The organism is Neobacillus cucumis, assembly GCF_002860255.1.
In the GTDB taxonomy this organism is placed as follows: domain Bacteria; phylum Bacillota; class Bacilli; order Bacillales; family Cytobacillaceae; genus Neobacillus; species Neobacillus cucumis_A.
The window spans coordinates 54,705-77,807 of record NZ_PGVE01000086.1 but is presented as its reverse complement, the minus strand read 5'-3'; the positions used below and the strand labels follow the sequence as shown (position 1 = coordinate 77,807).

24 protein-coding genes and 2 pseudogenes are annotated in these 23,103 nt (G+C 35.9%); 18 read left to right on the top strand and 8 right to left on the bottom strand.

Annotated features, from left to right (window positions below; all coding sequences use genetic code 11):
* Window positions 1-294: pseudogene (locus CVD27_RS22830) on the bottom strand (hypothetical protein); the annotation flags it as partial.
* Between the two features lie 405 nt (window positions 295-699).
* Here CVD27_RS22830 and CVD27_RS22825 point away from each other — a divergent pair.
* Window positions 700-2,154 (top strand): spore germination protein, encoded by a 1,455-nt coding sequence (locus CVD27_RS22825; RefSeq protein ID WP_101650739.1) that lies wholly within the window; start codon window positions 700-702, stop codon window positions 2,152-2,154.
* 428 nt (window positions 2,155-2,582) lie between these two features.
* Entirely contained in the window at window positions 2,583-3,023 is a 441-nt protein-coding gene (locus CVD27_RS22820) for a cell wall hydrolase (RefSeq protein ID WP_101650737.1), read from the top strand.
* A 507-nt stretch (window positions 3,024-3,530) separates the two neighbouring features.
* On the opposite strand, the gene CVD27_RS22815 is transcribed toward CVD27_RS22820, so the two are convergent.
* Window positions 3,531-3,971, bottom strand: a complete 441-nt coding sequence (locus tag CVD27_RS22815; protein WP_257984464.1) for a hypothetical protein — start codon at window positions 3,969-3,971, stop codon at window positions 3,531-3,533.
* Between the two features lie 186 nt (window positions 3,972-4,157).
* On the opposite strand from CVD27_RS22815, the gene CVD27_RS22810 reads away from it, so the two are divergent.
* Window positions 4,158-4,595, top strand: coding sequence for a VOC family protein (locus CVD27_RS22810; protein ID WP_101650734.1), 438 nt, complete (start codon window positions 4,158-4,160; stop codon window positions 4,593-4,595).
* Between the two features lie 217 nt (window positions 4,596-4,812).
* On the opposite strand, the gene CVD27_RS22805 is transcribed toward CVD27_RS22810, so the two are convergent.
* On the bottom strand, window positions 4,813-5,139 hold the full coding sequence (locus CVD27_RS22805; RefSeq protein ID WP_101650733.1) for a winged helix-turn-helix transcriptional regulator: 327 nt from the start codon (window positions 5,137-5,139) through the stop codon (window positions 4,813-4,815).
* Window positions 5,140-5,303: 164 nt separating this feature from the next.
* On the opposite strand from CVD27_RS22805, the gene CVD27_RS22800 reads away from it, so the two are divergent.
* The 13 genes from CVD27_RS22800 (at window position 5,304) to CVD27_RS22745 (ending at window position 16,816) form a co-directional block, all read left to right on the top strand.
* Window positions 5,304-6,230, top strand: a complete 927-nt coding sequence (locus CVD27_RS22800) for an aldo/keto reductase (RefSeq protein WP_101650732.1) — start codon at window positions 5,304-5,306, stop codon at window positions 6,228-6,230.
* Between the two features lie 15 nt (window positions 6,231-6,245).
* Window positions 6,246-7,094: an NAD-dependent epimerase/dehydratase family protein gene (locus tag CVD27_RS22795; protein ID WP_101650731.1), complete on the top strand. Its 849-nt coding sequence runs from the start codon at window positions 6,246-6,248 to the stop codon at window positions 7,092-7,094.
* A gap of 31 nt (window positions 7,095-7,125) precedes the next feature.
* Window positions 7,126-7,965: an aldo/keto reductase gene (locus tag CVD27_RS22790; RefSeq protein WP_101650729.1), complete on the top strand. Its 840-nt coding sequence runs from the start codon at window positions 7,126-7,128 to the stop codon at window positions 7,963-7,965.
* A 16-nt stretch (window positions 7,966-7,981) separates the two neighbouring features.
* Window positions 7,982-8,182, top strand: a complete 201-nt coding sequence (locus CVD27_RS22785) for a cold-shock protein (protein WP_101650728.1) — start codon at window positions 7,982-7,984, stop codon at window positions 8,180-8,182.
* Between the two features lie 293 nt (window positions 8,183-8,475).
* Window positions 8,476-8,601, top strand: a complete 126-nt coding sequence (locus tag CVD27_RS28900; RefSeq protein WP_257984463.1) for a hypothetical protein — start codon at window positions 8,476-8,478, stop codon at window positions 8,599-8,601.
* 337 nt (window positions 8,602-8,938) lie between these two features.
* Window positions 8,939-9,823, top strand: coding sequence for an aminoglycoside phosphotransferase family protein (locus CVD27_RS22780; RefSeq protein ID WP_101650727.1), 885 nt, complete (start codon window positions 8,939-8,941; stop codon window positions 9,821-9,823).
* A 513-nt stretch (window positions 9,824-10,336) separates the two neighbouring features.
* Window positions 10,337-11,227, top strand: coding sequence for a sensor domain-containing diguanylate cyclase (locus CVD27_RS22775; RefSeq protein WP_180960407.1), 891 nt, complete (start codon window positions 10,337-10,339; stop codon window positions 11,225-11,227).
* 190 nt (window positions 11,228-11,417) lie between these two features.
* Window positions 11,418-11,651 carry a hypothetical protein gene (locus CVD27_RS22770; protein WP_101650721.1) on the top strand — a complete coding sequence of 78 codons (234 nt, stop codon included), beginning with the start codon at window positions 11,418-11,420 and terminating at the stop codon, window positions 11,649-11,651.
* 401 nt (window positions 11,652-12,052) lie between these two features.
* Window positions 12,053-13,012, top strand: coding sequence for a DnaD domain-containing protein (locus tag CVD27_RS22765; protein ID WP_257984462.1), 960 nt, complete (start codon window positions 12,053-12,055; stop codon window positions 13,010-13,012).
* Window positions 13,012-14,301, top strand: coding sequence for a replicative DNA helicase (locus CVD27_RS22760; protein WP_101650719.1), 1,290 nt, complete (start codon window positions 13,012-13,014; stop codon window positions 14,299-14,301). The genes CVD27_RS22765 and CVD27_RS22760 overlap by 1 nt, the downstream gene beginning before the upstream one ends.
* 25 nt (window positions 14,302-14,326) lie before the next feature.
* Window positions 14,327-14,746, top strand: a complete 420-nt coding sequence (locus tag CVD27_RS22755; protein WP_101650717.1) for a hypothetical protein — start codon at window positions 14,327-14,329, stop codon at window positions 14,744-14,746.
* A 1,016-nt stretch (window positions 14,747-15,762) separates the two neighbouring features.
* Window positions 15,763-16,308: a competence protein ComK gene (locus CVD27_RS22750; protein WP_101650714.1), complete on the top strand. Its 546-nt coding sequence runs from the start codon at window positions 15,763-15,765 to the stop codon at window positions 16,306-16,308.
* A 247-nt stretch (window positions 16,309-16,555) separates the two neighbouring features.
* Window positions 16,556-16,816 (top strand): hypothetical protein, encoded by a 261-nt coding sequence (locus CVD27_RS22745; protein WP_101650713.1) that lies wholly within the window; start codon window positions 16,556-16,558, stop codon window positions 16,814-16,816.
* 303 nt (window positions 16,817-17,119) lie between these two features.
* Here the strand turns inward: CVD27_RS22745 and CVD27_RS22740 are convergent, their stop codons facing one another.
* The 3 genes from CVD27_RS22740 to CVD27_RS22730 all read right to left on the bottom strand — a co-directional run bounded on the left by CVD27_RS22740 (window position 17,120) and on the right by CVD27_RS22730 (window position 19,289).
* Entirely contained in the window at window positions 17,120-18,286 is a 1,167-nt protein-coding gene (locus tag CVD27_RS22740) for a site-specific integrase (RefSeq protein WP_219621327.1), read from the bottom strand.
* A 172-nt stretch (window positions 18,287-18,458) separates the two neighbouring features.
* A complete protein-coding gene (locus tag CVD27_RS22735) occupies window positions 18,459-18,650 on the bottom strand; it encodes a helix-turn-helix domain-containing protein (protein ID WP_101650711.1) in 192 nt (63 codons plus the stop codon).
* Window positions 18,651-19,040: 390 nt separating this feature from the next.
* A complete protein-coding gene (locus tag CVD27_RS22730; RefSeq protein ID WP_101650710.1) occupies window positions 19,041-19,289 on the bottom strand; it encodes a hypothetical protein in 249 nt (82 codons plus the stop codon).
* Between the two features lie 146 nt (window positions 19,290-19,435).
* Between CVD27_RS22730 and CVD27_RS22725 the strand changes: the two genes are divergently transcribed.
* Window positions 19,436-19,906, top strand: coding sequence for a helix-turn-helix domain-containing protein (locus CVD27_RS22725; RefSeq protein ID WP_180960406.1), 471 nt, complete (start codon window positions 19,436-19,438; stop codon window positions 19,904-19,906).
* Window positions 19,907-20,102: 196 nt separating this feature from the next.
* Here CVD27_RS22725 and CVD27_RS22720 read toward each other — a convergent pair whose 3' ends face one another.
* The gene (locus CVD27_RS22720) at window positions 20,103-21,323 is read right to left on the bottom strand and encodes a hypothetical protein (RefSeq protein WP_101650703.1); all 1,221 of its coding nucleotides are present in this window, start codon (window positions 21,321-21,323) and stop codon (window positions 20,103-20,105) included.
* 1,069 nt (window positions 21,324-22,392) lie between these two features.
* Here CVD27_RS22720 and CVD27_RS27800 point away from each other — a divergent pair.
* Window positions 22,393-22,503: pseudogene (locus CVD27_RS27800) on the top strand (yteA family sporulation protein); the annotation flags it as partial.
* 82 nt (window positions 22,504-22,585) lie between these two features.
* Here CVD27_RS27800 and CVD27_RS22715 read toward each other — a convergent pair.
* Complete coding sequence (locus tag CVD27_RS22715; protein WP_101650743.1) at window positions 22,586-22,798, bottom strand: YozQ family protein; 213 nt, start codon at window positions 22,796-22,798, stop codon at window positions 22,586-22,588.
* Window positions 22,799-23,103 lie beyond the last annotated feature (305 nt).

Here is a 23,103-nt window from a genome sequence, read left to right as displayed (position 1 = left end):
TGGAAGTTGCACTCCCTGTGGCGGCTGTGGTGGAGCTGGAAGATGTACTGGGTATGGTGGGTATGGATGTGGAATGCCAGGTGCTCCAAAACCGAGACCAGGAAAATAACCAAAACCTGAGCCTGGTCCACCTAATCCAATGCCTGGATAAAACCACAAACCTAGTCCAGGTTCACCAAATCCCAGACCAGGATAAAAACCATAACCTGATCCTGGCCCACCCAGACCAATGCCTGGATAAATCCTTTCATCTGTTGGATAAGCATTATAATATTCATGTATATATGGAATCACAATTATCCTCCTCATTCTCTTTTACATTAGAGCATATTCATTCTGAGAAGAAAGGTCTTGGGTATTGACCTAAATTATAAATATTTATGTGACATATGCTGATATAAAAAGCATAAAATTATTTTTCATACAATTCATTTTTTAGGTATTGTTTAATCTACTCTTCGTCCATATTAATTTAATGACAAAATAGATTTTGAAGAATTGTACTTAAAGTAACGAGGCTTTAGTAAAACAACAATCGGAAGGCTGTTTCGGCAGTCCTTTTTTATTACCGTTATTCAAGTAAATGGGAGTTGAGGCAACAAACAATTCGGTTTGGACTGTAAAAAAAGTTGTTGTATTCATTAGATAAAGCAAAATTTATAAACTACAGGTCATACTAAAAATAAAAAGGAACAAGTTATGACCAGAGAAGATAGATTAACCTTATCCATGAGTTTAAATAAAGATTTAAAAGTTTTATCAGAACAATTTAAGGGGGGGTCCAATCTAAAAATACGAAAGTTAAACGTCGGGGAAGATTTAAAAAGAAAAGCTGCCATTATCTATATGGATGGAATTACAAATATCCAAATCATTCAAGAGAATATATTAGCTCCTTTATTAAAAATGTCGAGCATGGAGAGTATTGAGTCTGTTATAAATGATCATCTTCCAATCATTGACGTTACAGTTGAATCTTCTATCAATGAAATTATAAACGGCTTAATAAAAGGTAAATGTTTGGTACTAATAGATGAATTTAATCAGGGAATTCTTGCAGATGTCGCAAATTGGCAAAAAAGATCTTTGAGAGAACCTGATACCCAACGAACAATTAAGGGCAGCATGGTGGGGTTTAATGAACAATTGAAGGTGAATTTAAACCTTTTGCAGAATATGATCCAGACGCAGAAATTGAAAATTGAATCGTTTCAAATTGGAATTGAATCCCAAACAGATGTAGCATTACTCTTTATAGATGGATATGTCGATGAAAAGGTACTCGAAGAAGTAAAAAAGAAAATGAATGGGATCGATGTCACGTATTTATTGGAAGCTCGTGTAATTGAAGACGCTTTGGAGGAAAAAAAAACGTTGTTCCCCTTAGTTTTTACATCCGAGCGTCCTGACGTAACTGTATCCGCCTTATATGAGGGACGAGTAGTCATTGTTGTAAATGGCTTACCTTTTGTATTGATTGTGCCTTGTTTATTTATCCATTATTTTCAGCAACCAGATGAATACAATTCAAAAGCTGGGCGTTTTGGAATACGGATTTTTCGAATGTTCAGTTGGCTTTTAGCCCTTTTATTACCTGCTATTTATATAGCCATAACTCGGTTTCATACAAATTGGTTTCCTTCTTCATTTGACAAAAAGTTATTTACAAATTCTGATACACTAGTACCTTTTGTATGGGAAGTTTTGTTTATCCTATTTATTTTTCATTCTCTTCTTGAGGCCACTTTACGAATTCCGAAAAATACCACTCTTCTTGTTACGCTAGTTGGCACCATCACGATTGGCGAGACAGCCATTTATGCTAAAATCATACACCCATTAACAATGATCGTGGTCGGTGTGAACTTTTTGACTAGTATACATATTGCTAGCGGTGGTTTATGGGGTTCTTTAATCTTACTGCGTCTTGTCTTTATCTGGATTGGATATTTTTTGGGATTCACAGGCATTCTTATCGGATTCCTTTTATTAATTTTGTACATGGCATCGCTTAAATCAATAGGTGTTCCCTATTTATCTCCTTTTATTCCATTTAGTATTCGTGAAATGAAAGACGCATTATTTCGAGGAGATTTAAGAGGATTGATTAACAGTAAACATTCTTATCCTCATAAAAAAAATAACAAGAAGTGAACATTGTTTTCATTGTCCCCTAAAAGGGGACAGTGTAATAAACGGGGCATTCACCTTAATCAAAAATAATCCTGATCTTATCATCAGAATCATCACTATCATTATTTAAAATTGCTGATATAAGAGTACACAGAATATATCATTTTCTAAAAAACAGGCGTTTCCAAAATAAATGAAGACGCTTATTTCTTATTCTAACTAATGGTTAATCAGAATGTTATCTTTTTTATTTAACTCTTTTTAATAGAAGACTGTGAAGGATTACACTTAAAGTAACGGGTTGCGATGCTTCAATAATGAGGGATCGCTTTTTTCTTATTCTAGTAACAGGGAGTATAGTTGCAGAAAAGTAACTAAGCATTCTTATTATATAAATAATGACATTGATGCAGGCTTTTTTTCATACTATATTTTTGGGAGGTGTTGAAATGGCAAGAGTAAGGGCTAGAAGTCATGAAGTAGATGAAATGGCAAGAATGATGAGAGCAGAAGCAGAAGGCGAAGGAAAGCAAGGAATGTTATATGTTGGAAATGTAATAATAAATCGTGTTGTTGCAGAATGCTTAGATTTCAAAGATGTAAACAATATTCATGATGTAATATTTCAAATACAAGGAGGAAATTATTCATTTGAAGCAGTGCAAAAAGGGAATGTTTTTTATCAAAGATCAAGAACTTCTGAAAGAAGATTAGCACAACAAAATATAAATGGTTGGAGAGTTCATCCTGCGAAATATGCTCTTTGGTATTTTAATCCACATGCTCCATGCCCACCAACATGGTATGGTCAACCTCATACAGGTCAATTTAAAGAACATTGTTTTTATGAACCAAAACTTGGAACATGTGATAGTGTTTATAGAGGTTAAGCTTACTCTTTGAGTAAGCTTTATTACATAATTAGAATATTTACACAAAATAATACTTTTAGTAATAGTTTTTATCCAAGAAAGAAAGATTGTGAAATTTTGTACTTAAGCTAACGGGGGAAATTGTTCAATAAGAGCAATCGCTTTTCTTGTTAAGAAATGTCAAATAAATGGGTTAAAAGAGTTACTATAATAATTGTTTGGTGAAGTGATAGGAACAATTTTGGGCTTAATTCTTAGTTTAATTCAAATCATTCAATCCATCTATAAATAAAATGAATGGATCCTTTAGTATTTCGCAAAATATGGCCTGTTGCAAGCAGTCTTTTTTCATACCGTTATTGCAGTAATTGGCAGTTTAATTTAAGTGTAATTATTCACAATCTGTATTATTAAATGTCCTTTTTCTCCACACAAAAAGACTGCCACCAGATGAAAAAGGAGAATGAATTCATTATGAAATCATCCCCTCAAATGATTTGAAAATGCTTATAGTTATATTACTTCTCAATGACTAGCTAAACGTTTTTCAAAATCCGCCTTAAACAACAGAATAGCATCAATATTGACAGCAAAATCGTGGTCACTGATATTAAAATTAGATATAAACTCGTCAGACTTCTTGCGAACCATAATTGTCGGACGGATATTATCTCCAATAGCGTCCTTAGTTACAGCACTTCCATAGAAATACCAGTTAGTTTGAGTAGGCTCATTTGCTGCATTCTTAGATAAGTCATTTTTTATTAATTCGCATAATTGAACCATAAAATCTTCATTAAGCTTAATGGTTTTTCCATGCTGACCATCAACAGATATATCAGCATATCCATACCAAATATTCCTGCTTGTATACTTTCCGTCATTTGAAGTGTAAGTTTCATCAAACAAAATCTTCATTTTCATTACCACCCCGTTAACATACAATTTCTTCACTCTATTATACACCAATTAGAAATTGTAAAATAGCTTGCTGTTAGTCTCACTAAACTTGTAAGAGTTAGGTAAGCTAACTTCATAGTAGGGGGTTCCACCTATCAACTAAAGGTGCAGATTTATTGAAGAAGGATATTTTCTGTTTTAAGCGAATTAGAATTTCAAACAAACCTTACACGAATACAGGAGGTATGAGATATGAAGATCAATAGAATAGATCATGTGAGTATAAACGTAAATGATCTTTCAGAGGCTAAAGCGTTTTTTCTTGATTTAGGACTTGAAGTGCAAGCGGAATGGGAATTGGATGGAGAACAGTTAGACAGAATAGTTGGGCTTAAGGATGTTAAAACGGCATGTGTAGGATTGGGGATGCCAGATGGTCAGGCATGGATAGAGCTAGTCAAATTTTATTCTCCTTCAGATGAAAAAGATATTCAACAACCTTTTGCAAATACATTGGGTATCCGACATATTTGCTTTGCTGTTGAAGATATTGAAGCTATTGTTGCAAAATTGAAAAAGAAAGGCACAGAAATTTTTAGTGAGATACAGCAATATGAAGAAAGTTATAAGTTATGCTACGTTCGTGGTCCAGAGGGAATTATTTTAGAGTTGGCGGAGAAAATCAGATAAATATTGAATGGGATAAATGATTTAGACCAACAACTTTAACGATTTCTTCTTAAACGATCGGGTGAAATAGTGAAGAGGCAGCGGAGTGTCCGTTGCCTCTTGCCATCGATAGGTCAGTTCCTATTCCTAAGCGTTTTTTTATAAATCCATCATTCATTTTTTATTAATTACCTAACTAAGAGGTAATTCTCGATGGAGTTTTCTCTGATGGGTAATGCTACGCCCAGTAGGAACCCCAGTATTTCATTTCTTTTATGATAGTATGTAAGGATTGTCCTTTTTCTGTAAGTGAATATTCAACGGTTACGGGTACTGTAGCGTGAACAGTCCGGTTTAAAACACCATTGGATTCTAAATGTCTTAGAGTATCGGTTAAGGCCTTTGGACTTATATTTGAAATCGCTTTTTGTAATTCTCCAAACCGCTTTACTCCTTCGAATAACTCTCTTAATACAAGAAAAGACCATTTTCCTCCAATTACACTAAGTGCCTTTTCAATGGAACATTCAATTTCTAAGGGTACCGTTTCCTTTACTTCGCTCATAGTCTACCTCTTTCTAATTTATAGAAACTATAAATTTCATAGTAAGTAACATATAGGTTATTATATCAAAAATATTTCAGTGGTTGTTGTTCCAAAAAAGAAAACGTATACTTTTTTTGTAAACGTTTTTTCTATACATACTGAAAGAGAGGGAGATGAAACAAATGAAATACCGTAAGCTTGGAAAAACAGATTTAAACGTTTCGGTTGTTGGAATCGGTACCTGGCAATATGGCGGCGAATGGGGAAAAGATTTCACACAAAAAGAAGTAGATGAAATCTTAGACAAGGCCAAGGAAATGGGAATTAATTTGATTGATACAGCCGAATGTTACGGTGATCACCTTTCTGAAAAATTTATCGGCAATTATTTGAAAAACCAAAAAAGGGAGGATTGGATCGTCGCCACCAAGTTCGGCCACCATTTCCATGATTCCTTTACGCGTACCAATCATTGGTCCGCTGCGGAAGTAGTGAAACAGTTAGACGATTCGTTAAGAGCTCTTCAAACAGACTATGTAGATATCTATCAATTTCATTCCGGCGGAGATGACGTCTTTCAAAATGAAGAATTATGGACGGCTTTGGACAAGCAGATCGAGGCAGGGAAAATCCGTCATCTAGGAATTTCAATCGGTTCAAACGAGAACATCTACCAAACGGACTTAGCAACGGAAGTCAATGCCAGTGTGATCCAGGTGGTGTATAACCGCTTAGACCGTAAACCAGAGGAACAGGTTTTTCCTTCCTGTGAACGGCAAAATCTTGGGGTCCTGGCTCGGGTTCCATTAGCCAGCGGGTATTTAAGCGGCAAATATAAGCCGGGTGCAGTATTTGATCAAAACGATGTTCGGAATAACCATTTACAAAGTGAAGTGTTCAAACAGCTTAAACTAGTTGAAGAAATTCAACGAAATGAAGTCCCAGAAGGAGTTAATATGGCTCAATGGGCACTTGCATGGTGCCTAAAGCATCCAGCTGTTACGAGTGTCATCCCTGGGTGTAAAAATGTAGAACAAGTTGAATTAAATGCACGGGCTGCAGACTTAGAATTGGTATCCGATCAGCATCCACAAGCTGTGGAAGTGTAAATAGGGGGTATGAAAATGCCAAAAGTAGTGGTAACAGGCGGTAGTGGCCTTCTTGGTCCAGATGTGATAAGAGAATTTATAAATCATGGGTATGAAGTGGTTAATGCTGATATGAAGCATCCAAAAGAAGCGCTTTGTCAAACTGTGATTACAGACTTAACCAATCTTGGCGAAGTGTATGGCGTCTTAGCAGGAGCCGATGCGGTTGTCCATCTGGCAGCCATACCCGTTGCCTACTCTCATCCAAACGAAGTAACATTCCAAAATAATGTGATGAGTACCTATAATATTTTAGAAGCGGCAGGAAGTCTAGGGATTAAAAAGGCGGTGATCTCCTCGAGTGAATCGTCCTATGGCATTGTTTTTTCTAGACAAAATTTAGCACCGAAATATGTACCAATCGATGAGGAACACCCACAGCTGCCTGAAGACAGTTATGGGTTATCGAAAATAGTAAATGAGAAAACCGCGGATATGATTCACCAAAGAACGGGTATGCAGGTTGTATCTATGAGATTAGGAAATGTCATCAGCCCTGAAATGTATAAAAATTTTCCTAGTTTTATACATAAGCCAGAATTAAGGAAAACGATTCTTTGGAGTTACATTGACACAAGAGATGCTGCATCTGCTTATCGTTTAGCAGTTGAAACAGACGGACTAGGTTCGGTTCCACTATGTATTGCTGCAGATGATTCGAGTATGGAAATTGAGAGCAAGCTGCTTATGGAAACATGTTTTCCAGAAGTGAAAGATTTCCGCAGTGATTTATCAGAGTTTCAATCGTTGTTAAGTAACGAAAAGGCTAAAAAACTATTAAATTGGCAGCCTGTTCATCAGTGGAGAAATTTTGTAGAGTTATAATTTTTTATAAATGATAGGAGGAGAGAGAGGTATGACAAAAAATTTATTAAGTACTACTACGTTAAATAATGGGGTAAAAATGCCTTGGCTGGGATTCGGTGTTTTCAAAGTACAAGAAGGGGAGGAAGTAGTTAATTCAGTAAAGACTGCCCTTGAGGTCGGGTATAGAAGCATTGATACTGCTGCTATTTATGGAAATGAAGAGGGAGTAGGTAAAGCGATAGCTGAATCGAACGTACCACGTGAAGAGTTATTTGTGACAACAAAGGTCTGGAACGGCGATCAAGGCTATGAGTCTACCTTGGCGGCTTTTGAAACAAGTTTGAACAAATTAGGATTAGACTATTTAGACCTTTATTTAATTCACTGGCCAGTCCCTTCTAAAGGATTATATGTTGAGACATGGAAGGCACTTGAGAAACTTTATAAGGATGGGCGCGTCCGTGCCATCGGAGTCAGTAATTTTAATGTTAACCATCTCGAAGATCTTCTTGCAAACTGTGAAATTAAACCGATGGTCAACCAAGTGGAATATCATCCAGTCTTTAATCAAAAGGAATTACATGATTTTTGTAAAAAGAATGAAATCCAGCTTGAAGCCTGGTCACCCCTTATGCAAGGTAGTCTTCTTAACGATCCAGTCTTAGTTGAGATTGCAAACAAATACAAGAAGTCTGCTGCCCAAGTGATCCTACGCTGGGATATTCAAACAGGCGTGGTGACGATTCCAAAATCAATCAAACCACATCGTATTGCTGAAAATGCAGATATCTTTGATTTTGAACTTACTCAAGAAGAGCTAAATCAAATAAGCACTCTTAACCAGAATCAGCGTCAGTTCGGGGACCCTGAAGTGGTAGGCAGAGATTAATAGGAGGAAATCAAAAATGGAAAATGGTAAAGTAAAATGGTTTAACAGTGAAAAAGGCTACGGATTCATCGAGCGTGAAAGTGGAGAAGATGTTTTCGTTCACTTCTCAGCTATCCAAGGCGAAGGCTTCAAAACTCTTGAAGAAGGACAATCAGTGACTTTTGACGTTGAGCAAGGTAACCGTGGACCTCAAGCGGCTAATGTTCGTAAAGCTTAATTTACTAATAAGTGACAGACTCCATTTTGGAGTCTGTTTTTTATGCCCCAAAAATATAGAACCCTATTCAAGAATGAGCGGGGAAGACGAAAACAGTAAATCAAATAGTAACATATTGCGGTAAGGGGGTAGGTTAGCTGAATAACAGTTAAAATACCAAAAAACCATAATTCTCATGCGAGTTTATATTTATTTTTATATAGGCAATACTTTTTCCTTCGGAAATTTTTATTGGTTTAAGGAAACTTTTTAACGGAGTAAAATATAATAAAAATAAAGGAGAGTTGATAAGAATGTCTCGATCTAAACGAACAAAGAAAAAAATCTTATTAAATACCTCCCTATGTAAACTGCTAGGGATTATTAGTGACCAAGAATATAATACAATTTTAAATCATATCAGTTCTCGTGAAAATTAATATTTAATGTTTGGACGTGTAGAGAAAGTGTTTGTAAAACGATTATCTAGAATCTAAAGAAATTCTGAGGTATTACACTTAAACTAAAGGTTAGCAAGAGTTAAAGAGCTGAACTGCCATATTGGTGGCTTTTTCTTACTCTGCTACCGTGGCTATTTTAGTTAAAAGGAAATATATTGAATAAGCTAGAATAGTTTACATATGTAATAAAAAGGTGGCGGTATTTATGATAAGTAAAGTAAATCTATTTGGGCATAAATATGAGGGGATAACGCGTAATTAGCCCAGACGACAACGCAATTCCCCAAATATCGAAAAATAGGGGTAATCAAAGATCATGTTTAATATTAATGTAGATTTAGTTCGAAATTTAATAAAAGAGCAATTTCCAGAGTGGTCCAATTTAGAAATAAAACCAGTAAAAAATGGCGGGCACGATAACAGAACTTTTCATTTAGGTGAGAATATGATTGCAAGGTTGCCAAGTGCAGAATGGTATGTTCCTCAAGTTGAGAAAGAACATAAATGGCTGTCTGTTTTATCTAAGCAACTTTCCCTACCGATTTCTATACCACTTGCTAAAGGTAAACCTAATAAGGATTATCCATCCCCTTGGTCCATTTACAAATGGGTGGAAGGCGAGACAGTGACCCTCGAAAATATAGTTGATCTTAATCAATTTGCCAAAGATTTAGGGGGATTTTTAGTAGAGCTGCAGTCTATTGACGCGAGTGAAGGTCCTGTTGCAGGTATTCATAATTTTTATAGGGGTGGAGATTTAGCAGTTTATAATGAACAGTCTAAAAATGCGATTGAAAATAATAAAGAAATTTTCAATGAACTTTTATTGAAAGAGATATGGGAGTTGTCTTTAGATTCTAAATGGGATTCAGATCCAGTATGGCTTCATGGTGATGTAGCACCAGGAAATATCCTGGTGAAAAATGGAAAACTATGTGCGGTTATTGATTTCGGTGTATTAGGTGTCGGAGATCCTTCTTGTGATGCTGCAATGGCATGGACATTTTTTGATGACACTAGTAGGAAGGTATTCAAGACAACATTGAAAATGGATGAAGAAACTTGGAATAGAGCAAGAGGTTGGGCTTTATGGAAGGCTTTAATTACTTATGATGGCAATAAGAATACTAACAAAAAAATAGCTGAAGAGACATATAGAATTATTAAAATTATTATGGAAGAATACAAAGTCAAAAGATGAAATAATAAATGAAAGGTTACTATCGAATCTCCCTAAAAGTATTATAATATTAGGTTCCAAGTTAGCAATAGGATCGTCAATTATTGACGATCCTTTATTGTTTAAGATATTAAAATTGTAAGATGGTGAAGAATTCCACTTATACAAAAGAGTCTTTAGTAAAACAACAAAAGGACTGTTTCGGCATTCCTTTTTCTTCCACTTTGTGTTAAATAAGAACAATATAAATGAATCAGTGCTTGGAAGAGAAACATGAAAAGATCTTAATAATCTCTCCATTTTCGAGGGATTTTTTAGTTAAGAGTTTTTTAAGTTGTTTTTAATAGTATTTAATTAATGATTCAAAATGAGAGTGTTAATATAACTACATAATAAAAAAATAGTTCTTCCATTCCGAAAGGTTATGAAAGCTTTTTGAAAAAAGTGTCTGTTTTCGATAAAAATACCCTTTGCTTTTACATAGGAAGATGAAATATAATGATAAAATCAAAATTTAATCGGAGTCTATTGAAAATGCAGGAAATATCAGATATTCAACAAATGTTCTCGTTAATTTCAGAAAAATCCTTAAACATTATCTCTTCGATTTCAGCAGAGGGAGTTTTCACTTATATCTCTCCTAATGTGAAGGCATTACTTGGATATACTCCAGAAGAAGTTATTGGGAAACCCGCAGCATCTTTTAACCACCCAGATACCAATAAAAAATTTCTAGAGCATCGAGTTTCGGTGTTTATCGATCAAGATACGGTACGATTTACTGGTCGTGTTCGGCATAAAAATGGGGAATATCGATGGTATGAGACGACAGCTCAATATATCCGCGGCCGATCTGGAGAAATCGTACAAACCATTGGTGTTGGGCAAGACATAACAGAACGTAAAGAAGCTGAAGAGACCATTGCCTACCTTGCTTACCACGACAGCGTAACCGATTTGCCAAACCGGCGGTTGTTTAAGAGACGTCTTAGCCAGCTTTTAGAAGAATCTAAAAATGATTTACACGGGCTGATGTTACTTGATTTGGATGGTTTTAAACACGTCAACGATACTTTTGGTCATGATATTGGAGATCAACTTCTTATAGAAGCGGCAAAAAGGTTGACATTCGCAGTTGGAGACAAGGGTTTTGTCGCTCGTTGGGGTGGTGATGAGTTCACGGTTTTTCAAACAAATATTGTAGGCCGGGCTGATTTTACTCTTTTAGTGGAGCGGATCAAGGAAGTAATTTCTGAACCATTTATCATTGCTGGCCAACCCATTTTCATTACAGCGAGTATAGGTGTGGCATTTTCCCTAGAAGATGGGGACACGGTTGAGGAACTGATTAAAAATGCGGACGCGGCGATGTATCGTGCCAAAAATCAGGCGAAAGTGATGAAGGGTTCTCAGAATGAACCATGACTCGTCGATCTTCAAAGACTCGAATTGATTAAAAAATTGCATTTATAGCATTTTTTTGCAGAATGGTGAAACTGAAACTCATTTTTTTGATTTATCAGGGCAAAAAAATAAACAAAAATAGGCTGCCAAGTATGTACTGCACCCCCAAAAGTCAGATTTCACTCTAACTTTTGGCGTGCAGTACAAAAACTTGTGTGAAAGGGACTATTTTATTTTTAAGTGGTTCAACACAAGCGAGCAAGATGAAAATGATGCTTATTTCGAATCTGAATGTGGAGAAGTTGACGACAGGTTCACGTACCGTTATACGATAGGGGGACAAAAAGAAAAAGAAAATAAAAAAGAAAAACAACAACAACAAGAAGCTTTTCAGCCAAACATAGAGAACAATCCAGATGTAGTGAATGACGAATATGCGGCTTAAGTCACCACAAAAAAGCAAGCGACAAGTAGAACTTTTTTCTCCAACTAACTGCAGTAATAGGAAAACAGTTATATTCACCTAACCTAAGAAAATAAACGCCTTCACACAAAAAGCTATAAAATACACCATAAATGGCAAAAAACGCCTTCAAATATCTAATTTGAAGGCGTTTTTTGTCGTTTAACTCTAAAAATGCCCTCAAATTAGAAAAAAGGTGGTTCGCTTTAGACCGCAAATCTCGATATGGTAGAGGTGCTGAAGGCACAGAATTTTTTATAAATCCTAGAAAGGAAGGAATGTCATAAAATTTTCAATTTCTGTCGAAAAACATATGACCTTTATCTTTATTTATTGATATATCAAGTACGAAGGAATTTATAAAAAGAAAGCTGGGGTTGCACATGGCAAAATTTAGAATCATCCGTACTGATTTTTGGCAGGATCCGATTGTTTCAGAAGAGATGTCTGTGGAGGATAAGTATTTTTACCTTTATCTTTTGACGAATCAAAATACAACGCAAATTGGAATCTATAAAATCACGAAAAAACAAATGGCGTTTGATTTGGGCTATTCCATTGAGACGGTGCATTCATTAATGGACCGATTCATCCGGCACCACAAGTTGATCCGTTACAATCCTGAAACGAGAGAAATCGCAATTAAAAACTGGGGGCTCTATAACCTGAATAAAGGTGGAAAACCGGTGATGGATTGTATTGATGCCGAATTAAAAGAGGTCCAAGATCGATCACTAATTCCATATGTGGCAGAATCCATTCATAAACAAGAAATTTGCAGTCGATTTGAAACATTTTGTGAACAAGAAGAGATGTGTTTCGACCATGACATGGGCGACCAAGATGAAAATGATACATACCTAGACCCTGAATGTGATGAAATGGAAGATATGTTTCATACGACAGGTGGACAAAAAGAAAAACAACAACAACAAGCTGCTTCTCCAAACACAGAGAACCGTCCAGACATAGTGAATCATCAAAAAGTAAAAGATGTGAAAGAAATCATTGAGTGTTGGGATGACAATGGATTTGGTTTTACGAACATCAATGCGAAACAGCAGCTGTTAACTTGGTTAGATGATTCTAGCTTCCTACATCCAAAAGATGTGATTATAAAAGCAATGAATATTGCCTGTTCAAATAACAAGCGAAGGCTGAGTTACATCATTGGGATTCTAAAGAACTGGGAAAATGAATCCTTACTGACTGTGGAGGAAATAGATTCCTATCAGGAGAACCAAAAGCCTATACCAAAGCATAGGGAATCTACTAACTCGTATCCTACCGGAAGACAAATTCCAAGTGGATTTGAAATCAATCTAACGGCGGGTGAAGAATAATGAGTTTGGTAGAAAAAGCGTTCTTAGGGAGCTTAATGAAGGCAGAATATTTACTTAAGGATACCGCAGTACTACCAGAACAACTAGAAAGTGGGCGGCATAAAGAATTAATGTGTAGAATGGTGGAGTTAAACCGAGAGGGGAAAAATGTGGATTTGATTTCATTGACAACCTTACCCGATCTCGAATCATTCGGTGGAATGTCGTACCTGTCGGAATTGTTATCATTTGCGGATCTGGATAAATTTGAAGGAATAGAAAAGCTCATTCTTGATCAATGGAAGGAACGGGAAAAGAGAAATATCCTGACCGTTGCAGCCATGAATGATTGGGAGATTGCGAAAGTCTTAGCCGAATTGGATAAAATTAACCAAATGAAGATAGTAGATCACACCTCTTTACAACAAGCCTTGTCCTATATCTATGAGGCACCTTGGGAAGATCAAGTAGCGCTGAGAAGTGCCACAACGGGCATCAAAAAGCTCGACGATGTAACAGGTGGCTTTCAGGATGGAGAAGTAACGATACTAGCAGCCAGACCATCCATGGGAAAAACGGATGTAATGCTTCATTTTGCCAAAATGACGGGCTGGGCAGGATATCTGCCACTCATATTTTCCTTAGAAATGCCGGAAAGGCTGATCACATCCCGATTAATCGCTTCGACAGGGGGCATTAACCGAGCAAAAATGAGAGACCCGAAGAGAATGCTCAGTCAAAAACAAAAGGATAAATGGTCGGATGTGATTGGGAATCTTAATGAAACCCATATACAAATTTTTGATGGGGCAGGACAATCCATTGCCGAAATCAGAGCGAAAACGCGGAAAATGGTGAATCAATTTCCACACAAGAAACCGATTCTTTTTATTGATTATTTAACACTCATCCAATCAGGTCAAATGTATGGAGGGAATTCTCATTTACAGGTCACGGAAATCTCTAAATCCCTTAAAACGATGGCGAAGGATTTCCATTGCCCCGTTATTTGTTTGGCGCAGCTCAATCGCTCAGTAGAATCAAGAGCTGAAAAACGTCCGATGATGTCTGACATTCGGGAATCGGGCAGTGTGGAACAAGACGCCGATGTTATTTTGTTCTTATATCGTGAGTCGTATTATGACAAGTCATTAGACTGTCCTTCCCTTGAAATCATTGTCTCGAAAAACCGAAATGGTCCAGTTGGAAGCATCATGGTGAATTATAACGAGCATACAGGAAGGATTGAGGACCTAAAGGAAACGAGTATTTCTATCCAATCCAATAAAAACGAAGACCAAGCTTGCTAAAATAACGAATATCGAGGGTTATCACATGTTCGTGAGAGAAATTTACCTGGATAGTTTACGATATGAACAAACCTCATTGGCCCATTACATACACCATTTACTAACAGAGAAAAAGATTTCATTAGAGGACAACGAATCCCAATTAGACTTGCAACAAGCAGACCACCAAAAGGTTGCAGAAATGATTGAAAATAATGTTTTAGGTATTCATAAGGTTTGCATTTACTCATTGAAGATAAAACCGAAGGAATTTGTGTTTATCTTTGCTGAAAATGAGCAAGAAGCCATCCAATTCTATATAAAAACCTTTCAGCAAATGCCCAAAAACTGTCACGAATATGATCTGGATTTCGAGCTTATTAGAGGTAATGGCGAGATTACGTTTCGCGAGATGAGGAAGGAACACGAGAGTTTTCCAGCTATTGCGGGTTTTTTTACGAGGTGATGGAATCAACTAGGGTCCTATTGTGGTTCAACTGTTTGCGAAATATAACTAGCAGTTTTATAATCCTAAGAAAATCTAAAGGCAATTTCTTTTTAATAACTATTAAACATTCACAAATGCTGTTTTGTGAGTGTTTTTTTTTTGTGAAAGGAGGAAAAGTTCTGAAACCCTTAGGATTAGAAGTAATAATTGTATATTCCAACTGTTAGGTAAAAGATGTCGAATAAAAGAAGAAAATGTAAAATTATGATATATTTGTGAAATTATGAAAAAATCCAAACTGTACTTAATTTAAGATGTTAGTTAATATGACAAACATATTAATATACTCATAAAATCTAAATAATTTGATTCAAGAGTTATAAAAATAGATTTTTAAAGCTATGATCTCAGATAAATTATCAAATATTAAGCAACAATAAAAAACGACAGTAAATTATACTAAAAACATATATTTTGTCAATGATATGAAATTTTTACATGTCTAAATTAAGAAGGGCTTAGAAAAATTTTTTAAAAGAATTTAAAATTTTATTTTATAAGAAAAATAACTAACTGGTATAATAGTCTCAGTTTATAGAATTATAATTTAGTTCGAACGACATTCTGTTTATTGCTAATGGAAGCGGATACAAATAGGATTATATCATTTAAAAGCATTGTTACCATAATCTTTGAGCTCCTTGTCTAATGGAGAAAGATCGATAACATTTATAGGACCTGAGTAGGGATTAATTTGAAAAGGATAAAGAGAGCTATAACGTGCCAATTATGGGTAAAATGGTGATTTTTTGATTAACATTAATATGAATAAAAATTTTTACAACTACTTTAATAGGCTCAAACCGAAAAGGAGGTGAGGGAAATGTGACGAATAAAATAAACAAACCCTCGAGTTGGTAGTCTTGGCGGACAGTAACTTGAGGGCAAGTGTAGTTGGGTATACCAACTTTATTTGAGTATACCCCTTTTTTGAGAAAAAACCAATAATAAAAACTGAAAGAAGGGTTAAGTGAATGGAATTAAGACAAGATTATTTGATAAATGAAAAAACAGGTTTACTTTTGGGAGAGTATTATACTAACGGAGCTCTATATACTAGAGTAATAGAAGGTGTGGAGAGCTTTTTAGTTGAGATGTCTCCTATTAAGCTTATTGATAAGTCTCTACTTCGTTACGGCTCCAGTTTTCATGGTGCTCTAAGCAGTTCTAAAGAGGTACTTGGAGGAATGTATATGTATCCGATAAAAATAAGTTCCACATTGGATATCTGGTTGTTTCCTAGCAAATCTTATAAAAAGGCAAATTGTATATGGTTTGTACTCAATCATATTCTAGATACATTTCCAAAAAGTGTCCAACATACAGAAGTATTTTTACGTTATGGTCATAATATAACAATAGAATTGAGAGAATGTACGTTCCGAACAAAACGAAGGAATGCTGAAAAACTACGAGAACGAATTTCAAATAATATTAATAATTCATCTAAAGTTAAAAAAGAACTGAAAAACGGATTCTTTATAAAAGAGGAGGAAGGTGAATTTAAATTTTTAAATTAAAAATTTATAAGTTAAAGTTTTTGAAAGGTACCAAGTTATAAATCACTACATTAATATACGACAGCTGATGAGTTAAATAAAATTAATAATTTTAAATTGGTTAATAGTGCGAAGATTAATCGTGAAACACAGCTTTTTTGGAAAATGCTTTTGTAGAGATACAAAATAAAATAAGGACCCTCTTGTAAGTGTATTTTTCTAAAAAGTATCCAAATATCTATGAAAGTATACATTCTTATGGGGCTGTATGTTTAAAGAGAGAAGAGAGGTGATTATTATTTATATTTTTTTGCCATGTTGCATTAGAGAGGCTTGGGACTGGTTTTTGTATTATCGGCGTGGAAAAGTTAAAATCAAAGTATATAAATACGGAAATACATACCGAGCATGGTCATCATCTGGAAAGGTAACAGTTTGGAATTGTTACGGGAGCACACCAGAACAAGCTAGAAAAATGGCAGAGTTTAGAATGAAACAGGCTTTGGAAGAAATCGATTTTAAGAAATAATATAAAAGTATATTCAGGATAGAAACTGTAGAGTTAAGGTTAAACGATTAAAAATCGGAGACCTCTTGCTAATTTGAAAGAAATGAAGCTGAATTATGTATTGGTGTCCTCTACAGTCTTCAAAACTGCTTGAGACCTGCGTGCCAGGTCTGGTGGGTTCGATTCCCACGCAGTCCCGCCAACCCAATAATACCAAGGGTTCTGAAGAATTCCTTACATACATAGACCAGAGGGCACTCGGTCTTTTTTTATTATCGAGTGCCGAAAAAGTGCCATCTGTTTTTTTTGGTGCCAAATGAATATTTAATTAAGAACTTCGTTTAAGGCTGTTACCGCTTGATCTTGAATGGTGGCTGTTACATGTGAATAAAGATCTAAAGTAATGCCTACTTTTGAATGCCCCAAGCGTTCGCTGACAATTTTCGGATGGATGCCGGCTTGCAATAAAATTGTCGCATGTGAGTGACGTACATCGTGGAACCTGATGTCTGGAAGGTTTGCTACTTTCAATGCACGCTTCAATGCCCTGGTTATCTCGGAGGGAGCCATGATGTTTCCAGCTGAATTACAAAAAACCAAATTCAAGGGATTATATGTTTCCCCAAGGGCATTCCGCAGTTCATCATTCTGAACTTTAAGGTTCATTAACAGTTTTGTATTCTCAACAGTTAATTTTATCCCTCTGGCAATCCCGTTTTTTGGGCGCTTATTGATAAAATACTTCCCATTTGCTTCGGTGATTGTTTGGCGGACATAAAGTCTGCTGTTTTTTAAATCTACATTTTCCCAAGACAGACCCATCAATTCGCTTTTTCGCATGCCTGTATGACCTGCAGTGTAAATAATCGGAAAATAGATTGGTGTTACTTCTTTGGCTGTTTCAACTAAAATATTCAGTTGATCGGCGCAAAGGGTTTTCATCTCACGTTTTAGAGGTTTTGGGGGTTTTGCCTTTTTTGCTACGTTTCTACTTAAAAATTCCCAGTCAACGGCATCATTTAATGCCTTTGTCAAGACCCTATGATGATGAAGAACCGATTGTGATGACAAAACCTCAAGTTTTTCAGCATAATACTGTTGCACACGAATGCTTGTTAAAGCGTAAAGATTGATTTTTCCAAGCGAAGGTTGAATGTGTGTTTTGATGATTTTTTCATATTCCGCGAATGTTTTGGGTTTTGTGTTAGTTTTTGCGTAGTTGTCAAGCCAGAAATTTAAGTAATCATGCACAGACATTTCCTTTTCAATCGGAGAATTGCCCTTTTTTAATTCGAGCATCAACTCTGCCATAGCAGCTTTAGCCTCGTTGATTTTCTTAAATCCACTTCTTTTTACTCTTTTACGTTTTCCGGAAGTATCTTTACCTGCCTCTAGCACAAAATAATATGTTCCATTTTTTGAATCTTTTTTAGGGTAGCCAGCCATTTTTTTCTCCTCCATTTTTAGCTGGACACCAAGCAGTTTTTGCACCTATTATAATTATAATTCAATATTACTTTAGGTGCGAAACCCTTCAGGTGCCTTAAGATATTGTTTTAAATAATGTTTGTATTTTGTGTTTTTTTAAAGAGGAACAGGCTATCCATTCCTCTTAATCGATCAAAACCTTTAATTGAGATTTATAAAGTTAATGCTCTATAAATCAGTCAGAATGATTTCCGCCGTCAAACCAGTTTAGAAAGGACTTTTTTGGAACAAGAATTCGTTTTCCAACTTTCACTACACGGAAGGAATTAGTCTTTACCAGCTTATATGCTTGACATCGACTAATTCTTAAAAAGTTTTGAATATCCTTTACCTCCAAAACATCGGGTAATTCAAAAATGGTTTTCATTTTGTTTTCCTCCTATGCACTCTTGATGTTTATAATGAAAAAGCCGGGAGGGGATGTCTCTATTTCAAAAAGATCTTTCTGTTATTTCCCCCCGAATATACCTTTTAATTTTGAAAAGCCTTCTGATCATTTAGGACGACTGCCCTTTTAATTTAGTTCGTATAGAAGTTCCACTTTCTAACAAAGGGATTAACAGCATTTTCAAGATTTTTTTTGTTTTACACGATTTACATGCCATTCAAAAACCGCTTTTCCCGAAAACACACATTTAAAATTTGTCCGATTTTGGTGGGATAACAGGTACCATATCCCACCGCCAAATGATTTTGCAGCAAAATTCACACCAAACTTTTGTGCTAATCATGATTTGACACCTAAACCCCCCATTCGTTAAGAATTAACTTCTTGGACTTGTCCTAGTGGGAGCTTTTCACAAAGCGAAATAACAATGATTGCAGCCATATGTGGATGCCAGTGGTAGTATTCATTTAAACCATCATTCATTTTGAAATTGCCACCTGGTTCAATCCTTTCAATAGTGGTGCCTCGCCATTTGGCTGAATGTCCAATTTTCATATTACGAAGAACATGATAGACTTCTTCATACATTTTCTGGTCATTTTGAGACGACTTGTACACTTTGAGTTCCTCCTTGTATAATTGAATGTGGATAATAATTTGTGATACACTTGAAACGTTTCGGACGTTTCATAAGGATTATATGTTTAACCTGTTTGAAAATCAAGTGCAAATACATATAAAATATAAGGAAGGAGATGAAGATTATGGATTTAGGAGAATTCATTAAAACAAAACGTAAAGAAAAAAGAATGTCAACCCGTGATCTTGGAGAGGCTGTAAACACTTCAGCTGGATATATTTCCAATTTAGAAAATGGTAAAATAAAGCAACCAGATGATGTTAAAATACTTGACATATTACAAGCGTTAAATGTTGATTTTAATGACAAAGTGTTTAATGAAATTAATTGGATTGACGGAAATAAATTAAAAGAAGTACAATCCGATTTAAAACTAATACAAACTGAACAAAAGAATATAAGGAATAAAATAATGAAAGAATTGGAATTTATGGAGGAAAATGAGCTTGAAGGAATTTATATTACAATTAATAGATATCCAGAAATATTTCGTTTAATTTATGATTTGGATGTATCTCTAAAATCAAAGGAGGACATAAAGTCTGCAATAGGTTTTTTAGACTATAAGAGATTTATCCTATCAGAAAAAAAGTAAAAGGGGTCAAGTGCCGATCCTTTTTACTTACTGCAAAGGGCATAGCCAGTGAAACGGCTTGTTTAAGAATTGGAGCCATTTTCTTTTAGTACGACCGATTAAATTGATCATAATAAAAAAATTTGTATTATTTAAGCTGAGCGTTTCAGCATGATTCAAAAAAGAGAGCGTTAGAAGATACTACTTTAATATAGAATTAATCCCTTGGTTTTTTCGTTGCCGGAAAATACTGTGAATAAAATCGAAGAATATCTACCCTAAAATGTCCGCTATCGAACGAAGCTAGGAGCAAACATAATTCTTTATGATTAAGATCCCTTTCCTTTGTAGTTCTACGAATACCCTGTGCTTTATTGACCCAGTTGACCCGTTCCAGGGCTGCTTGATATTTTTCGCGAAAGCTTGTAAACGAATAATTTTCTTTTTCTAATCTCTCGATTCGTTTTTCCTGTTCTTCTATCCGACGGTCCAATTCACCATGCAATTCCCGTTTCGACATTTCAGAATAATGGTCCACCTGCGTTTGACAAAAGGTTTTCCGGGCTGAATGAATCGAAAATCCCGCTTCATCTTTCCGTGCCGGATTGGATAATCCGGCACGAATGGCAGCCGATTGTGTGACTTTTGCTAATCTCTCTGCCGCCTTATCTTGGTTCATAAGGTTGGTCGCATGAATCCCACTTCGATAATGCAACGGGTTCATGACCGTCTGGTCTTGTTTTTTCAATCTTCCTTTTAATTTTTCAAGATATAAGACATCCTCCGGATTAGTAATTCGAACCCATCGATCCAAATTTCCTTTTTCATTTAAATGAACAGTTGCCGTTCCATCAGTATTAAGTACGATGTCCTTTCCCCGAAGGCTTAATGCGCCTTCAATCCTGGAACCGATTCTGCGCCCCAATTCAATCGCCAAAATTGCCTGACTCTTGTAAGGAGAATGGCTTTGTTTTAATTCTTCGATGACTGCTTTGCAATCGTCATGGGTTGCCTTTAAGACCGTTGAATCTTTCGCCCGGCGGTAGATTCCGTTTGTCTGCCAGTATTCCTCCATTTTTCGCTTATCCAATAACACGACCGGTGCTTTAAAAACGGTTGATTGGGTACTTGCTTTTGTGAAAAAATCCGCCGCATGTGTATAGGCTTTTTGCGTGAATGAATTTGTGAATTCTTCGCGTATGAGCTGCATCATTTTTTCCTTTTCAAATTTGACTATCTCATACTCGCCAAACTTTTCCGAATACTTATTAACCAATGCATGCATTTTTTCTCGGTATCCGGTATAACTCGTTTTGCTCAAACCGTTCTTCTTTTTCCTCGAATTAGAGAACTTTTCATTTTCTGCCCAGTTAAACAGTTTATCCACTCGTTCGTGAGATTTCTGCAAACGTTTTTCTTTTGTTACTGTCTTTCCCATTCAATCACCTCCCAAAAATAGATAATATACAAATATAAAATCAATTGCTGAAACCCTTGGGAGAGTAAGGCGACGGCCGTCGCCTTACTCTCCCAAGGGTTTTCATTGTTACAAAAATCGTTAACAAATCCAAAATAACCAGTACATATCCTATTGCGCTGGTTATGTTCCACTTTTTATCTGCGATAAAAAGTGCATCATAACCGCGCAAAACCGCTCCGCCATCGGCGTTGCTGCCTCCTCAAGCGCGGATCAGCATTGCTGTTCCGCGACTATCGTCGTTTGCATTTGCCTTGTTCGCGATAAAATCGCGAACACTTCGCTAAAAAACCAAAACAGTATTTACATCATTGACCAGACGATGAGCAGCTATGGATGCCAAGCCCCTCTCCAGAATGGAGTTGGTGCCAAGTTTCATACAGAATCATGAAGATTCCGCCAAACTCACTCTTGAGTCACCTCAAGAGCCGGTGCGTTTCAGGAGACGGTGCCCGATACCCGTGCAAATATTGCTTCCTCAGATTGTGTTACGGTCAATTTCTATAAAAATTTCACACTCTCAAATTATTTATTTAAATCTACGTTTTTCTTATTCTAGAAATCAGCAATTCTTAAAACATGTGAAAGGTGTTTAATAGTCTGAGTATCTTTAACTCTTTCAAATTTTTTCGGTAGTATACCTTTAGGGGCTTGTAAAAGCACTAAGTTATTCCACCGCCCATTCTGTTATGTCTGCAAATGCCACAAATTCCTCTATATCGTAGTCCTCTGTTAACCATAATCCTCCTTCCTCGACTTCCGGTTTCATAATCCTTTTACCTTCTGTCTATTATTCTCTTACTAGCTTTTAAAAATAGCGATCCAAAAAATATCGCAATTTTAATCGCCTCACGGCTAATTTGTAAGCTCACGCTTTACAAAGAATTTAAACCACTCACATTATAACGGGAAAATAAAAAAATGGTAAAAAATACCTTAATTTTTATTTTCCTGCTTTTAATTTATTGGGGGTTAATTAATGAACTTAGATAAACTTTTTAATAAATTCAAGGAAATAGAATATACGGATGATATGTATGGAAACAATATAACCGTTTATCCAAACGCACAGCATGAAAAATACGAGGATGCTTTAGACTTAGAGGGAATTATGACAAGTTTTGGAGATTTACCGGCTTAAGAACATGATCCATATATAGACGACGATAAATGATCGCTAAAAAGAAAACAGCTTTCAAATGAGAGCTGTTTTCCTTCTAGCTTTAACTTTCTTTGTTGCCTGTTTTTCCGATCGGAATATCCTTCCCATTTACATCATCAATAACGGCACCAATTTCTCCTTCAGTATAGGTGTCGCTTACTTGTTCATGTGATGTAGCAATTCCTGATGATAAATCGTCACTTTCTTTGTAGTAGCTGGGATGATAAAAACTCCCCGCAAGTTCCTTTTTCGGATTTGCTTTCTTATTTTCCATCATTGTATTCCTCCTTTATTAAGATTTAATGGTACAACCGTATTTTTTCTAATTTCACATTAATTACTCATAAAAAATTTGATAAGGGAATGAACCATGAAAAGAAAAAAATGATTTTCCATCTCGAGAAGAACCAGAACAAGCTTTACATTATCTTCAAGTTCAAATTAACAGGATTCAGTTGCGGAAGAAGCCGAGGAAGTTTGCTCATAGGGGCATGCACAAAAGCCCCGTGTTATTCAACAGCCCATTCTGTTATGTCTGTAGATGCCACAAATTCCTCTATTTCGTAGTCCTCTGTTAAC

Excerpts from the sequence above, each read along its gene's own strand:
- CVD27_RS22760 (WP_101650719.1), top strand. The coding sequence starts at position 13,012 with ATGAGTTTGGTAGAAAAAGCGTTCTTAGGGAGCTTAATGAAGGCAGAA.
- CVD27_RS22725 (WP_180960406.1), top strand. The coding sequence starts at position 19,436 with ATGGATTTAGGAGAATTCATTAAAACAAAACGTAAAGAAAAAAGAATG.
- CVD27_RS22745 (WP_101650713.1), top strand. The coding sequence starts at position 16,556 with ATGTTTAAAGAGAGAAGAGAGGTGATTATTATTTATATTTTTTTGCCA.
- CVD27_RS22775 (WP_180960407.1), top strand. The coding sequence starts at position 10,337 with ATGCAGGAAATATCAGATATTCAACAAATGTTCTCGTTAATTTCAGAA.
- CVD27_RS22755 (WP_101650717.1), top strand. The coding sequence starts at position 14,327 with ATGTTCGTGAGAGAAATTTACCTGGATAGTTTACGATATGAACAAACC.
- CVD27_RS22805 (WP_101650733.1), bottom strand. The coding sequence starts at position 5,139 with ATGAGCGAAGTAAAGGAAACGGTACCCTTAGAAATTGAATGTTCCATT.
- CVD27_RS28900 (WP_257984463.1), top strand. The coding sequence starts at position 8,476 with ATGTCTCGATCTAAACGAACAAAGAAAAAAATCTTATTAAATACCTCC.
- CVD27_RS22780 (WP_101650727.1), top strand. The coding sequence starts at position 8,939 with ATGTTTAATATTAATGTAGATTTAGTTCGAAATTTAATAAAAGAGCAA.
- CVD27_RS22715 (WP_101650743.1), bottom strand. The coding sequence starts at position 22,798 with ATGGAAAATAAGAAAGCAAATCCGAAAAAGGAACTTGCGGGGAGTTTT.
- CVD27_RS22720 (WP_101650703.1), bottom strand. The coding sequence starts at position 21,323 with ATGGGAAAGACAGTAACAAAAGAAAAACGTTTGCAGAAATCTCACGAA.
- CVD27_RS22810 (WP_101650734.1), top strand. The coding sequence starts at position 4,158 with ATGAAGATCAATAGAATAGATCATGTGAGTATAAACGTAAATGATCTT.
- CVD27_RS22750 (WP_101650714.1), top strand. The coding sequence starts at position 15,763 with ATGGAATTAAGACAAGATTATTTGATAAATGAAAAAACAGGTTTACTT.
- CVD27_RS22735 (WP_101650711.1), bottom strand. The coding sequence starts at position 18,650 with ATGAAAACCATTTTTGAATTACCCGATGTTTTGGAGGTAAAGGATATT.
- CVD27_RS22795 (WP_101650731.1), top strand. The coding sequence starts at position 6,246 with ATGCCAAAAGTAGTGGTAACAGGCGGTAGTGGCCTTCTTGGTCCAGAT.
- CVD27_RS22820 (WP_101650737.1), top strand. The coding sequence starts at position 2,583 with ATGGCAAGAGTAAGGGCTAGAAGTCATGAAGTAGATGAAATGGCAAGA.
- CVD27_RS22825 (WP_101650739.1), top strand. The coding sequence starts at position 700 with ATGACCAGAGAAGATAGATTAACCTTATCCATGAGTTTAAATAAAGAT.
- CVD27_RS22765 (WP_257984462.1), top strand. The coding sequence starts at position 12,053 with ATGGCAAAATTTAGAATCATCCGTACTGATTTTTGGCAGGATCCGATT.
- CVD27_RS22790 (WP_101650729.1), top strand. The coding sequence starts at position 7,126 with ATGACAAAAAATTTATTAAGTACTACTACGTTAAATAATGGGGTAAAA.
- CVD27_RS22800 (WP_101650732.1), top strand. The coding sequence starts at position 5,304 with ATGAAATACCGTAAGCTTGGAAAAACAGATTTAAACGTTTCGGTTGTT.
- CVD27_RS22785 (WP_101650728.1), top strand. The coding sequence starts at position 7,982 with ATGGAAAATGGTAAAGTAAAATGGTTTAACAGTGAAAAAGGCTACGGA.